Below are 13,299 nucleotides of genomic sequence, written 5' to 3' on the forward strand. Positions count from 1 at the left end.
GAAGTATCCTCAAAGAAATTTTTGATGTATTGAGGCAACACCGTGGCGCTGTCGCGACATGCCCGAAGGATTCGCCGAATTTGATGGGAAAAGGCTTGCTTGGAGGCGGGATTGTGTTAGCGATCCGGAAAATGCGCGAATTTACATATTTTCCGAAATGCAATTAAAAACGCGATGCTTGCTTATCAGAATGTTCATGTGGGCATCGCGCAGTCGCCTACTGTTGCGCCAGCACGCGGAGTAGCATGAGTGAAATGCGACAATGGTTTTCTGCGACAATGGTTTTCTGATTGCATAAAAACATTGTGGGCATCTTCCCGCGCATGGTAGCCTGTGCTGGAGCTTTACATTAGGGCAATAAGGAGCAGTTTGATGTATCGAATGCAGAATCAGCGCGTCGCCGCCCGTTCCCACCACGCAGGCTTCACGCTGCTCGAACTGCTGGTGGTGATCGTGATCATCGGCCTGCTGGCCGCCTACGTCGGACCGAAGTACTTCTCCCAGCTCGGCAAGTCCGAAGTCACCGTGGCACGCGCGCAGATCGAGGCATTCGAGAAGTCGCTGGACACCTTCCGCCTCGACGTCGGCCGCTATCCCACGACCGAGGAAGGCCTGAACGCGCTGATGACGGCCCCGCCGACGGCCGCCGCCAAGTGGAATGGCCCCTATCTGAAGAAAGGCGTGCCCGTCGATCCCTGGGGCCATACTTATCAGTATCGCGCCCCGGGCACGAAGGCCGAGTACGAAGTGCTCTCGCTCGGCAAGGATGGCCAGCCGGGCGGCGAAGGCGACAACGCCGACATCAGCTCCCAGTAACCGTCCCCGGTCGATCGCTCCCGGTAAGCAGCCTTTGCCCTCATCCATCTCCCTCGGGTTTTCCTTCCCATGCAGTTTGCGGTACGTACCCTCGCACCCGACATGAGCATCGCCAGCGTGCTGGTCGACGCCGCCGACGAGGCGGACGCGCGCCGCCAGGTCGAGGCGCGCGGCCTGTACGTCAGCGCCATCGCCCCGGCGCGCGCCCCCTTGCTGCGCGGCGCCGGCGGCAAGGGCAAGCTGTCGCTGGTGCTGTTCAGCCAGGAATTGCTGGCCCTGCTGACGGCGGGCCTGGGCATCGTCGAGGGCCTGGAGGCGCTGCTGGAAAAGGAAGCGGCGCCGGCCACCCGCGGCGTGCTGGAACGCCTGCTCGCCGGCCTGCGCGAAGGCAAGCGCTTTTCCGGCGTGCTGGCCGAGCAGCCGGCGCTGTTCCCGCCGCTGTACGTCGGCATCGTGCGCGCCGCCGAAGGCACCAGCGACCTGCCGCGCGCGCTCGAACGCTATATCGAATACCAGCAGCGCATCGACACGGTGCGCGCCAAGATCGTCAGCGCCTCCATCTATCCTGTGATCCTGCTGTGCGTGGGCGGCGGCGTCAGCCTGTTCCTGATGTCGTATGTCGTGCCGCGCTTCGCCGAGGTCTACCAGGGCGCGGGCCGCAGCCTGCCGCTGATGTCGCGCCTGATGCTGGAATGGGGCCAGTTCGCCGCCAGCCACACGGGACCGCTGCTGCTGGGCTTTGCCGCCGTGGCCGCGGGCGTCGCATGGTCGGTGCGGCGCACGCTGCGGCAGGGCGGCGCGGCGCGCCTGCTGGCGCGCCTGCCCGGCATCGGCGAACGCGCGCGCATCTATGAATTGTCGCGCCTGTACCTGACGCTGGGCATGCTGAGCGAAGGCGGCATCACGATCGTCTCCGCCATCGACACGGTGCAGGGCATGGTGTCGCCGGGCCTGGCCGCCGGCTTGCGCGCGGCGCGCGCGGCGATCGAGTCGGGCCGTCCGCTGTCGGATGCGTTCGAGGCCAACGGCCTGACCACGCCGATCTCGCTGCGCATGCTGCGCGTGGGCGAGCGCACCGGCGACATGGGGCCCATGCTGACCCGCTCCGCCGCCTTCTACGACGGCGAGATCGGGCGCTGGATCGACCGCTTCACGCGCACCTTCGAACCCCTCCTGATGGCGGCCATCGGGCTGGTGGTGGGCGCCATCGTGGTCCTGCTGTACATGCCGATCTTCGACCTTGCTGGAGACATGTCGTGAACGATATCGCGAGTGCGCCGCTCGACGCATCGGTCCTCGTGCAGGCGCGCGAGCGCAGCCGCCTGTCGCACCGTTCGCTGGTGGACGAGCTGCAGGCCCTGACGGGCCAGGAGCCGCGCCAGGTACTGCGCCAGCTGGCCGCGCCGTTCGGGCTAGACGTGATGGAGACGCTCGAGATGTTCGGCCAGCAGCCGGCCTTCGACCTGCTGCCGCTGGCGCAGGCGCTGGCGCGCCACTGCGTGCTGCTGCGCGACGGGGCGGGGCGCCTGACCGGCGTGATCGCCGACCCGTTCGACCTCGACCTGCAGACCTGGCTGCACGCGCGCGCTGGCGCCACCATGGCCGCGCCGCTGCACCTGCGCCTGGCGCTGCAGTCGGACATCCAGGCCTACCTCGGCAAGCACGAGGAATCGGCGCGCGCCGTCGACAACCTGGGCGGGGACGGCGGCGCGGGCAGCCAGGAGCAGCGCGACGGCAAGAGTGCGACGGTGCTGTCGTTCGCCTCCGTGTCGGAAGCGGCCAGTCCCGCTGTCAAGCTGGTCAACTCGACGCTGTACGACGCCCTCAAGGCCGGCGCCTCGGACATCCACCTGGAGAGCACGGCCGGCGGCCTGGCCGTCAAGTACCGCGTGGACGGGGTGCTCGACCACGCGGCGACGGTGGGCGGCATCGAACTGGCGGAGCACATCATCTCGCGCCTGAAGGTATTGGCCGAACTCGACATCGCCGAGCGCCGCATCCCGCAGGACGGCAGCTTCCGCGTGCAGGCGGGCGGGCGCGACATCGATTTGCGCGTCTCGATCATGCCCAGCATCCACGGCGAGGATGCCGTGATCCGCGTGCTCGACAAGCGCGCCATGATCGAGTCCTACGGCGCGCTGACGCTGGAGGCGCTGGGCTTCGACGCGGACTCGCTGGTGACGCTGCGCGCGCTGGCCCAGGAAGCCTACGGCATGCTGCTGGTGACGGGGCCGACCGGTTCCGGCAAGACCACCACGCTGTACGCGGCCCTCACCGAGATCCACAACGGGCGCGAGAAGATCATCACCATCGAGGACCCCGTCGAATACCAGCTGCCCGGAATCCTGCAGATCCCCGTCAACGAAAAGAAGGGGCTGACCTTCGCCAAGGGCCTGCGCTCGATCCTGCGCCACGACCCGGACAAGATCATGGTCGGCGAGATCCGCGACCGCGAGACCGCCGAGATCGCGGTGCAGTCGGCGCTGACGGGCCACCTGGTGCTGACCACGGTGCACGCCAACAACGTGTTCGACGTGTTCGGCCGCTTCACCCACATGGGCATCGACCCGTATGCCTTCGTGTCGGCCCTGAACGGCATCTGGGCCCAGCGCCTGATCCGCATGAACTGCCCGCACTGCGCCGCGCCCTACGATCCGGAGCCGGCCGAACTGTCCTCGGTGCACCTGACCCGCACCGAGGCATCGGAATACCTGTTCATGCGCGGCGTGGGCTGCGGCGACTGCCGCGGCACCGGCTACAAGGGGCGCCGCTCGATCGCCGAGATCCTGACGCTGAACGACGAGATCCGCGAGCTGATCGTCGACAAGCAGCCGATCCGCCGCATCAAGGCCGCCGCCGCCGCCAACGGCACGCGCAGCCTGCGCCACGCGGCGCTCGACCTGGTCAAGCGCGGCGCCACCACGATCGAGGAAATCAAGCGGGTGACCCTGCATGCCTAGCCCCTTTTCCTCCCTGCTCAAGCCCCTGCGCGGCCGGGCGCTGCGCCTGGGCATCGCGCCCGACGGCCTGGCCCTCGTGCGCACCAGCGCCTGGCGCCACGAGCGCGCGCTGCTGCTCGGCCAGGTGCGCGCCGGCGGCGCCGATCCCGCCGCCATCGGCGTGGCATTGTCAGTGCTGCTGGGCGAGCACGAGGTCGGCGGCATGACCATGTCGGTCGTGCTGTCGGACGACCTGGTGCGCCTGTGGCAGGTGGCGCCGCCGCAGGGCGCGACCCGCATGGCCGACCTGGAAGGGGCGGCGGCGCTGCGCTTCCAGGCGCTGTTCGGCGCCAGCCCCGCAGGCTGGCGCATCGGCGCCGACTGGGATGCCGCGCACCCGTTCCTGGCCGCGGCCGTGCCGCAGGCGCTGCTGGACCAGCTGGCGCAGGCGGCCGCCACCCACGGTTTCGTCCTGGTCGAGGTCGTGCCGCAATTCGTCGCCGCGCTGAACCAGTACCGCAAGCTGCGCCGCCCGAACGCCTGGTTCGGCGTCGTCCACGGCGGCGTGCTGAGCGTGGCCGCCTTCGACGGGCGCCAGCTCGCGGCCGTGCGCACCGCGCCGATCCCGGCGGGCGCCGACCGCGACTGGCTCGAAGGCCACGTGGCGCGCGAGGCGCTGCGCGTGGGTCTGGGCCGGCCCGAGCGCCTGCAGATCTGCGGCCCGGCGCCGCGCGGCTGGGCCAGCAGCGCCGGGCGCCTCAAGTTCGCCTGTACGCTGTTCGAGGACGAGACCGATCCGCTGTGGCCGGACAGCGCGCGCCTGGCGCTGACGGGGAGGGCGCCGTGAAGAAGGTCCGCATCGATTTCGCGCCGCCCGGCCTGCGCCGCGCGCTGCTGCGCGCGCCGCATGCCTGGAGCGCCATCGTCGCCGCGCTGGTCCTCGTCGTGCCGTTGACGACGTCCGTGCTGCACTACCGCGAGGAGTTGCGCGAACATGCGAGCCGCGTCGAACGCGTCGAGGCGCGCGCCCGCGCCGAGGCGCCGCGGCCGAAGGCACCGCCCACGCCCGTGCCGGCCGCCCAGGCGGGCGCCGTGAATGCCGCCGTGCTGCAGCTGAACCTGCCGTGGCGCGGCCTGCACGACGCCGTCCAGGCGGCCACGCCGCCGACCGTGGCGCTGCTGGCGCTGGAACCGGACGCGAAGAAATGCAGCCTGCGCATCACGGCCGAAGCCAAGGGCAGCGACGACATGATCGCCTACGTCGAGGCGCTGCAGCGGCTCGACTGGTTCGATGCCGTCGCCCTGGTGCGCCATGAGATCAACGAACAGGATCCGAACCGGCCGATCCGCTTCCAGGTCGATGCCCAGTGGAGGGCCGCGCCATGAGCCTGCAACAGCGTAGCGGCGCCGCGCCCGGCCTGCGCCTGCGCCTCGCCCTGATGCGCATCCATCCGCTCGTCGCCGGCGCCTGGCTGCTGGTGGCCGTGCTGGCCGGCGCCCTGCAATGGGTGACGATGGCGCGCGCCGACCTGGAGGTCGAACGCGCGGCCTTCCAGGCGCGCAGCGAGGCGCAGGCCGCCGCACGCGCCACGGCGGCCGCCGCCGCCGCGCGTGCCGCGCGCGATGAAGACGCGGCCGCCGCCGCGCGGCATGCGCAGGCGGCGCCGGAGCAGGACAACCTGGCCGCCTTCTACGGCACGCTGGGCGAGCGCCGCCATGCCGAGCAGCAGGTCAGGACGCTGTTCGCGCTGGCGCAGCAAGCCGGCCTGACGCTGCGCCAGGGCGAATACAAGTCGGCGCGCGACCGCAACGCGGGGGTGACGACCTACCAGGTCAACCTGCCCGTCAAGGGCAGCTATGCGGCGATCTGGCAGTTCGCCATGGCGGCGCTGCGCGCCATCCCGTTCGCGGCGCTGGACGACATCAGCTTCCGCCGCGAGGCGATCAACGACACGGCCGTGGAAGCACGCCTGCGCCTGACGCTGTACCTGCGCGACGGCGACGCCGCCACTGCCGGCGCGGCCGGCCCGGCCACTGCGGGAGCGGCGCCGTGAGCCCGCGCGTGCGCCACGTCGCGCTGGGCGCGGCCCTGGTCGGCGCCGTGCTGCTGGTGGCCTTCGGCGACCGCAGTCCGGACGGCGAGGTGGCCGAGGCCGTTGAGCGTCCCGCCCGTCCGGCGGCGCCCGCCACGCCAGTCTCCGCGCCGGTTCCGGCTGCAACGCCCGCGGCACCGGCGCAGGCACGGGCTGGCGCGGATGGCGCGAATAATGTGAACAATGCGAACAATGCGAATGGCGCCAGCGCGGCCCAGCCGATCCTGGCGCTGGTCCCGCGCGAGACCCTGATCGGCGACAGCGACGCGCGCTTCGGCGTGGGCGACAATGGCGCCGGCCCGTTCGGGCGCCAGGACTGGACGCCGCCGCCACCCCCGCCGCCGCCGCCCGCGGCCCCACCGCCGCCGGTCGCGCCGGCGCTGCCGTTCTCCTTCATCGGCAAGTCGGTCGGCGACGGCATCTGGGAAGTCTACCTGGCGCGCGGCGAGCGTACCTACGTCGTGCGCGACAAGGATGTCATCGACGGCACCTGGCGCGTGGAGGCGATCGCGCCGCCCGTCATGACCCTGACCTACCTGCCGCTGAACCAGGTTCAGCAGCTCAATATTGGAGTATTCGATTGATCGCTCGTGATCCGGCCGGCAAGCGCCGCCCGACCCCGTTCCGCCTGCTGGCCCCGGCGCTGTTGTCGCTGCTGCTGGCCGGCTGCGCGGCCCAGCAGGCCTACCGCGAAGGCAACGAACTGGTCGCCCAGGACCGCATCGAAGCGGGCCTCGCCAAGTACCAGGAAGCGCTGGCCGCCGACCCCCAGAACGTCGTCTACAAGGCGGCCTGGCTGCGCGCGCGCGACGGCGCCGTCAACCGCCTGCTGACCCAGGCCGACCGCTCGCTGGCCGAGGGCAAGGCGGAGCTGGCGCAGCAGGACTACCGCCGCGTGCTGGCCGTCGACCCCGTCAACGACCGCGCCCGCGCGGGCCTGCGCCAGGTCGAGGCCGACCGCCGCCACGCGCTGCTGCTGGACGAGGCGCGCGCCGCGCTGGCGCGCAAGGACCTGGAGCCGGCGCGCCAGAAGGTGGGGGCCGTGCTGGCCGAGCGGCCGTCGTCCGAGCCGGCGCGCGTGCTGCTGGCCGAGATCGACGCCGTCGCCGCGGCCCAGCCGAGCGCCGACGCCGCGCTGGCGGCCGCCTTCCGCAAGCCGATCAGCCTGGAATTCCGCGACGCCCCGATCAAGCAGATCTTCGAGGTGATCGCGCGCCACTCGGGCTTGAACTTCCTGTTCGACAAGGACGTCAAGACGGACCAGCGCGCCTCCGTGTTCCTGAAGAACAGCACGGTGGAAGCGGCCGTGTTCTACCTCCTGATGAGCAACCAGCTGGAGCGCCAGGTCATGGACGGCAACACGATCCTGATCTACCCGAACGTGGCGGCCAAGCAGAAGGAATACCAGGAGATGACGGTCAAGACCTTCTACCTGGCCAATGCGGAGGCGAAGACCATCGCCAACACGCTCAAGACGATCCTGAAGTCGCGCGACGTCGTCGTCGACGAAAAGCTCAACCTCGTGATCCTGCGCGACACGCCGGAAGCGGTGAAGCTGGCGTCCCAGCTGATCGCGCTGCAGGACGTGCCCGAGGCCGAGGTGATGCTCGACGTCGAAGTGCTCGAGGTGCAGCGCAACCGCCTGCTCGACCTGGGCATCGACTGGCCCACCAGCCTCGGTTTCGCGCCGCTGCTGAACAGCACCGGCGGCGCCCTCACGATCGACCAGCTGCGCCTGTTCAACAGCAGCAATATCGGCGTCACGGGCATCTCCGCCACGGCGACGGCGGCCAAGACGGACGGCGATTCGCAGACGCTGGCGAATCCGCGCATCCGCGTGCGCAACAAGGAAAAGGCCAAGGTCGTCATCGGCGACAAGCTGCCGACCATCACCACCACCATCTCGTCGGGCGTGGGCGGCTTCGCATCGGAGTCCGTTAACTACGTCGACGTGGGCCTGACGCTGAACGTGGAGCCCACGATCTACCTGAACAACGAGGTCGGCATCCGCATCTCGCTGGAGGTCAGCAACCTGATCGACCAGATCGAGACCAAGAGCGGCACCACCGCCTACCGCATCGGCACGCGCTCGGCCACGACCATGCTGCAGCTGAAGGATGGCGAGAACCAGGTGCTGGCGGGCCTGATCAAGAACGAGGACCGCAGCAGCGGCACCAAGCTGCCGGGCGTGGGCGACGTGCCCGTGCTGGGGCGCTTGTTCGGCAGCAGCCGCGACGAGCGCAACAAGACGGAGGTGGTGCTGTCGATCACGCCGCACCTGATCCGCACGCTGCAGCGCCCGCCCGCGGCGAACGCCGAATTCAGCGCCGGTACCGAGGCCAACTTCCGCCGCCGTCCGGACCCGGCACCGCGCGCCGCCGCCCAGCTGCCTGGGGCCCGCAGCCCGGCCGGCCCTGCCACCCCGGGCCAGGCCGTGCAGTCCCAGGCCGCGCCGGCCGGCGCGCCGGTACAGGACCTGGCCGGCGGCCGTGGCGGGCCGCCCGGATGGAATGCGCCGGCCGCCCAGGGTGCCCAGGGCAACCAGGGCGGCATGGTGCCGGCCACCAGCGTCAGCGCCGGCGGCACGCTGCCCGAGGCGCCGCCGTCCGTGCCGGCCACGTCGCTGCCGGCCACGCCCTCCGTCGAGACGATCCCGCTGCCGGAACGCGACGTGTCGGCGCCGCGCGAGGTCGCGCCCAGCGCGCCGGTGCGCGCGACGATTCCCAGCGCGGGCACGCCGGCGCAGCAATGACCATGCGGCGCCGCGGCTTCACCCTGATCGAGCTGCTGGTCACGCTGGCGATCCTGGCGCTGCTGGGCACGCTGGTGGTGCCGGTGACGCAGGTCGTGGCGCAGCGCCGCCACGAGCAGGAGCTGCGCACGGCGCTGCGCGAGATCCGCGCCGGCATCGACGCCTACAAGAAGGCCGGCGACGAGGGCCGCATCGCCAAGGTGGCGGGCGCCAGCGGCTATCCGCCGCGTTTGGAGCTGCTGGTGGAAGGGGCGGTCGACCTGCGCAGCCCGAAGAAGACCAAGATGTACTTCATGCGCCGCCTGCCGCGCGACCCGTTCAACGACGATCCCGCGCTGAGCGAGGCCCAGACCTGGGGCAAGCGCAGCTACGCCAGCGAGGCGGCCGAGCCGCGCGAAGGCGACGACGTCTACGACGTGTACTCGACGTCGGGCAAGGTCGGCCTGAACGGCATTCCCTACGCCAGATGGTGACCCCATGAGAACGACACACGGGCCGCGTGGCTTCACGCTGATCGAACTGCTGGTGGTGCTGGGCATCGTGGCGCTGCTGCTGACGCTCGCCGTGCCGCGCTTCTTCCCCAGCGTCGACGGGGCGAAGGAAACCATCCTGGCCGACAACCTGCGCAATACCCGCGCCGTCATCGACCAGTTCTACGCCGACACGGGACGCTATCCGGATTCGCTGGAACAGCTGGTCGAGAAAAAATATCTGCCCACGCTGCCGTTCGACCCCGTGGCCGACAGCGACAGCGCCTGGACCATCGTGCCGCCCGAGGACACGACGCGCGGCGCCGTGCAGGACCTGCACAGCGGCGCCCCGGGCAAGGGGCGCAACGGCAAGCCGTATGCGGAGTGGTAAGAAGCGCGTGGTCCGCGAGGCCGGCTTCACCTACCTGGGCCTGATCGTCACGCTGGCGATCATCGGCCTGGTGGGGGCCGCCACGCTGAAGGTCGAGGCGCTGCTGCGCCGCGCCGCCGCCGAACAGGAATTGCTGGAAACGGGAGCGGCCTTCAGCGCCGCCCTCAAGAGCTATGCCGACGCCACGCCGCGCGGCCAGCCCACGCAGCCGCCGTCGCTGAAGGACTTACTGAAGGACCCGCGCTTTCCCGGCGTGCGCCGCCACCTGCGCAAGATGTTCGTCGATCCGGTCACGGGCAAGGCCGAGTGGGGCATCGTCTGGGCCAATCCGGGCAACGAGACGGGCGTGCTGGCCGTCTACAGCCTGTCGCAGGCGCAGCCCCTGAAGCAGGCGAACTTCGATGCGCGCTTCGCCAACCTGGAGGGCAAGGAACACCTGTCGGAGTGGAAGTTCGCCGCGCTGGGGCAGACCATCGCGCAGCCGGGGCAGCAGGGGCAGCAGCCAGGTCAGCAAGCGGGCCAGCAGCCCGGGCAGCCCTCGCTGTTCCCGGCGCCGGCGCCGGCGGCGGGCCAGGCCGCGCCCGGGCAGGGTTCGCTGTTCCCGGCGCCGCAGCCTGCGCCGGCCCAGCCGGCAGCGCCTGAGCCGGCCGCACCGGTGGACGAAGGGGCGCCCGCCGAGGGCAAGGACAATGCCGCGGTGCCGGCGCCGGCCGACGCGAAGGACGGCAGCAAGGAAGACGGCAGGGAGGATGGCAGGGAAGGCGCGAACGAGTCCGAAGAAAAGGACGGCAAGGACATCCGCGCGACCGGCCGGCGCTAGGCCGGCCACCGCTCGACGCCCGCCGCGCGGACGGGACGCCTTATTTGGCGCGGCGCATGAAGTCGCGCGGGCGGAAGCCCAGCGCGAACAGTACGGCGAAATACACGGCCGCGCTGGCGGCGATGATCGCCAGCAGCACGCCCAGGCGCAGCAGCGGCTGGCTGCGCAGGCCGGCCCAGTCGAACTGCGCCTGCAGGAACCAGGCCACGGCGCCCATCAGCGCGACGCCCACGACGACCTTCAGGAAGAAACGGAGCCAGCCCGCGTGCGGCACGTAGATGCGGCGCCGGCGCAGTCCCGCGAACAGGAAGCTCGCATTGATGCAGGCGCCCATGCCGATCGACAGCGCCAGGCCGGCCACGCCGAGCAGCGGCACGAACACGATATTCATCAGCTGCGTGGCGACGAGTACGCCGACGGCGATGCGCACGGGGGTGCGGATGTCCTGGCGCGCATAGAAGGCGGGCGCGAGGATCTTGACGAGGATGATGCCCAGCAGGCCCACCGCATACGCCATCAGCGGGGCCGAGGCGGCGGCGACGGCGCTGGCCTTGAATTCGCCGTAGTTGAACAGGGCGGCGATCAGGGGCTCGGCCAGCGCCGCCAGGCCGACGGCGGCCGGCAGCGCGAGCAGGAAGGTCAGGCGCAGGCCCCAGTCGAGCAGGGCGGAGTATTCGGCCGTGTCGCCCTCGGCGTTTGCCTTGGACAGGCTGGGCAGCAGGATCGTGCCCAGCGCCACGCCCAGCATCCCGGTCGGGAATTCCATCAGGCGGTCCGCGTACTGCAGCACGGACACGCTGCCGGCGCCCAGGCGCGAAGCGATGCCCGTATTGATCAGGAGGCTCACCTGGGCCGCGGAGACGGCGAACACGGCGGGCCCCATCTTCTTGAGGATGCGGCGCACGCCCGGGTCCTTCATGCCGGCGAAGGGATTCGGGGACAGGCGCGGCAGCATGCCGATGCGCTTCAACGCGGGGATCTGGATGCCCACCTGCAGCAGGCCGCCCACCATCACCGCCACCGCCATCGAATAGATCGGGACGTCGAAGTACTGCACGAGGAACAGCGAGAAGAAGATCGACGACAGGTTCCACAGCACGGGCGTGAAGGCCGGGATCTTGAATTCGCGCCAGGTATTGAGCACGCCGCCGGCCAGCGCCACGAAGGACATGCAGACGATGTAGGGGAACATCATGCGCGTCATGAACACGGACGCGTCGAAGGCCTTCCCGTCCAGGCCGCCCGCGATGGCCATCAGGATCAGCGGCGCGGCGACGATGCCGACCAGGCTCGTGATCAGCGTCGCCCAGACCAGCGTGTTGGTGACGTGGTCGACCAGCGTGCGGGAAGCCTCGTGGCCGTGCTGGGTCTTGTACTCGGACAGGATCGGCACGAAGGCTTGCGAGAACGCGCCTTCGCCGAACAGGCGGCGCAGCAGGTTGGGCAGGCGGAACGCGATGTTGAAGGCGTCGGAAAAGGCGTCGGCGCCGAAGGCGCGCGCGAACAGCGTGTCGCGCAGCAGGCCGGTGAGGCGGGACAGCATCGTCATGCTCGAGATGGCTGCCAGGGTTCGGAGTAGGTTCATAGCCCGCGATTATAGCGGGGCAATTGATGACAGAACGTTACGCACGGAGCAAGAGGCGCGGATGTCGCGCCCGGCGACCCGTGCCGCATCGCCAGGCGGGCTTTTTTCACGGATGGATGGGAAAACAAGACATTCGAATTGCCCTGCGATGAAACCTTCGCTATAATCGAGGGCTGTATTGAAATCTGTTAGCAGACACACCGTTTGACAGGCACTGGAATGGGCCGGTTTGACTGACAATTGTTGTTTGCAAACGCAACTTGACCCAGATTAGGAAATTCCATGGCAAATACCGCACAAGCACGCAAGCGCGCTCGTCAAGCAGTTAAGCAAAACGCACACAACTCGGCTCAGCGCTCGACCCTGCGCACCGCCATCAAGGCAGTCCGCAAGGCCATCCAGGCTGGCGACAAGGCCGCTGCGACCACCATCTTCCAGCAGTCGGTGTCGACCATCGACAGCATCGCTGACAAGAAAATCATCCACAAGAACAAGGCCGCTCGCCACAAGAGCCGCCTGGCTGCTGCCCTGAAGGCCCTGTCGGCCTGATACCGGCACGGCAGGCGCGGCACGTCCGCGCAGGCAGATGGATGAAACCCGCCCGACGCAAGTCCGGCGGGTTTTTTCGTTGCGTTGACAATTCGGGGTCAGAGCACATTTCCGCCGAAATTCAGGGTCAGAGCACATTAATTCGCATTTGTTTTCTTGTAACAAACTGGCCGTCTTCCGGACTTTTCCGCGCCATTCCCCCTCATTGCGCGCCAGATTGTTTCGAAAGATAGTTCTTCGAAAAGTGCTCTGACCCCGAATTTCGGGGTTAGCGGGGGCGCTTGCCCAGCTCGGCGGTCGGGACTTCCATCCATTCGCCCGGCATCAGGGGATGGGTCGCGAGCGAGAACGGGCCGATGCTCGCGCGGACCAGGCGCAGCGTCGGCAGGCCGACGGCGGCCGTCATGCGACGGACCTGGCGGTTCTTGCCTTCTTCCAGCGTGATGGCGAGCCAGTCGGTCGGCTTGTCCTGGCGGACGCGGATCGGCGGGTTGCGCGGCCACAGCCAGTCCGGCTCGGCGATCCGCACGGCCCGGCAGGGCTTGGTGACGAAGTCGCCCAGGTCGAGCGGCGCCTGCAGGCGCGCCAGCGCGGCAGCGTCCGCATGGCCGTCGACCTGCACCAGGTAGGTCTTCGCTTCCTTGTGGTTCGGGTGCGCGATCTGGTGCTGCAGGCGGCCGTCGTCGGTCAGCAGCATCAGGCCTTCGCTGTCGGCATCCAGCCGGCCGGCCGGATAGATGTTCGGGATCGCCAGGTAGTCGGCCAGCGATGCGCGGCCGTCCTCGCGCGAGAACTGGCACAGGACCTGGAAGGGTTTGTTGAACAGGATGAGGGGCATCGGGATAGCTTCTGGCGCAAAATGGCGCACCGGCAGTGTGGCCGCG

At 69.4% G+C, this 13,299-nt stretch carries 14 protein-coding genes; 12 read left to right on the top strand and 2 right to left on the bottom strand.

Features of this window, described 5'->3' with window-relative positions:
• The first annotated feature begins 372 nt into the window (after positions 1–372).
• The 11 genes from gspG to ACI1V7_RS12740 all read left to right on the top strand — a co-directional run bounded on the left by gspG (position 373) and on the right by ACI1V7_RS12740 (position 10,281).
• A complete protein-coding gene (gene gspG, locus ACI1V7_RS12690) occupies positions 373–816 on the top strand; it encodes a type II secretion system major pseudopilin GspG (RefSeq protein ID WP_404532114.1) in 444 nt (147 codons plus the stop codon).
• A gap of 69 nt (positions 817–885) precedes the next feature.
• A complete protein-coding gene (locus ACI1V7_RS12695) occupies positions 886–2,076 on the top strand; it encodes a type II secretion system F family protein (RefSeq protein WP_404532115.1) in 1,191 nt (396 codons plus the stop codon).
• A gap of 5 nt (positions 2,077–2,081) precedes the next feature.
• Positions 2,082–3,776: a GspE/PulE family protein gene (locus tag ACI1V7_RS12700; protein WP_404532525.1), complete on the top strand. Its 1,695-nt coding sequence runs from the start codon at positions 2,082–2,084 to the stop codon at positions 3,774–3,776.
• Positions 3,769–4,602, top strand: coding sequence for a hypothetical protein (locus ACI1V7_RS12705; RefSeq protein WP_404532116.1), 834 nt, complete (start codon positions 3,769–3,771; stop codon positions 4,600–4,602). Before ACI1V7_RS12700 ends, ACI1V7_RS12705 begins: the two co-directional genes overlap by 8 nt.
• Positions 4,599–5,141 carry a PilN domain-containing protein gene (locus ACI1V7_RS12710; protein ID WP_404532117.1) on the top strand — a complete coding sequence of 181 codons (543 nt, stop codon included), beginning with the start codon at positions 4,599–4,601 and terminating at the stop codon, positions 5,139–5,141. The genes ACI1V7_RS12705 and ACI1V7_RS12710 overlap by 4 nt, the downstream gene beginning before the upstream one ends.
• Positions 5,138–5,809, top strand: coding sequence for a hypothetical protein (locus ACI1V7_RS12715; RefSeq protein WP_404532118.1), 672 nt, complete (start codon positions 5,138–5,140; stop codon positions 5,807–5,809). The genes ACI1V7_RS12710 and ACI1V7_RS12715 overlap by 4 nt, the downstream gene beginning before the upstream one ends.
• The gene (locus tag ACI1V7_RS12720) at positions 5,806–6,432 is read left to right on the top strand and encodes a hypothetical protein (protein ID WP_404532119.1); all 627 of its coding nucleotides are present in this window, start codon (positions 5,806–5,808) and stop codon (positions 6,430–6,432) included. The genes ACI1V7_RS12715 and ACI1V7_RS12720 overlap by 4 nt, the downstream gene beginning before the upstream one ends.
• A complete protein-coding gene (locus ACI1V7_RS12725) occupies positions 6,429–8,600 on the top strand; it encodes a secretin N-terminal domain-containing protein (RefSeq protein WP_404532120.1) in 2,172 nt (723 codons plus the stop codon). Before ACI1V7_RS12720 ends, ACI1V7_RS12725 begins: the two co-directional genes overlap by 4 nt.
• Complete coding sequence (locus ACI1V7_RS12730) at positions 8,597–9,073, top strand: type II secretion system protein (protein ID WP_404532121.1); 477 nt, start codon at positions 8,597–8,599, stop codon at positions 9,071–9,073. The genes ACI1V7_RS12725 and ACI1V7_RS12730 overlap by 4 nt, the downstream gene beginning before the upstream one ends.
• Before the next feature lie 4 nt (positions 9,074–9,077).
• Positions 9,078–9,461: a type II secretion system protein gene (locus ACI1V7_RS12735; protein ID WP_404532122.1), complete on the top strand. Its 384-nt coding sequence runs from the start codon at positions 9,078–9,080 to the stop codon at positions 9,459–9,461.
• A complete protein-coding gene (locus ACI1V7_RS12740; protein ID WP_404532123.1) occupies positions 9,448–10,281 on the top strand; it encodes a type II secretion system protein in 834 nt (277 codons plus the stop codon). Before ACI1V7_RS12735 ends, ACI1V7_RS12740 begins: the two co-directional genes overlap by 14 nt.
• A 40-nt stretch (positions 10,282–10,321) precedes the next feature.
• Here ACI1V7_RS12740 and murJ read toward each other — a convergent pair whose 3' ends face one another.
• On the bottom strand, positions 10,322–11,866 hold the full coding sequence (murJ, locus tag ACI1V7_RS12745; RefSeq protein ID WP_404532124.1) for a murein biosynthesis integral membrane protein MurJ: 1,545 nt from the start codon (positions 11,864–11,866) through the stop codon (positions 10,322–10,324).
• Between the two features lie 282 nt (positions 11,867–12,148).
• Between murJ and rpsT the strand changes: the two genes are divergently transcribed.
• Complete coding sequence (gene rpsT / locus ACI1V7_RS12750) at positions 12,149–12,415, top strand: 30S ribosomal protein S20 (protein ID WP_036216299.1); 267 nt, start codon at positions 12,149–12,151, stop codon at positions 12,413–12,415.
• A gap of 268 nt (positions 12,416–12,683) precedes the next feature.
• Here the strand turns inward: rpsT and ACI1V7_RS12755 are convergent, their stop codons facing one another.
• The gene (locus ACI1V7_RS12755) at positions 12,684–13,253 is read right to left on the bottom strand and encodes a pseudouridine synthase (protein ID WP_404532125.1); all 570 of its coding nucleotides are present in this window, start codon (positions 13,251–13,253) and stop codon (positions 12,684–12,686) included.
• Positions 13,254–13,299 lie beyond the last annotated feature (46 nt).

It is taken from the genome of Massilia paldalensis, from assembly GCF_044901715.1.
Lineage (GTDB): Bacteria > Pseudomonadota > Gammaproteobacteria > Burkholderiales > Burkholderiaceae_D > Telluria > Telluria paldalensis.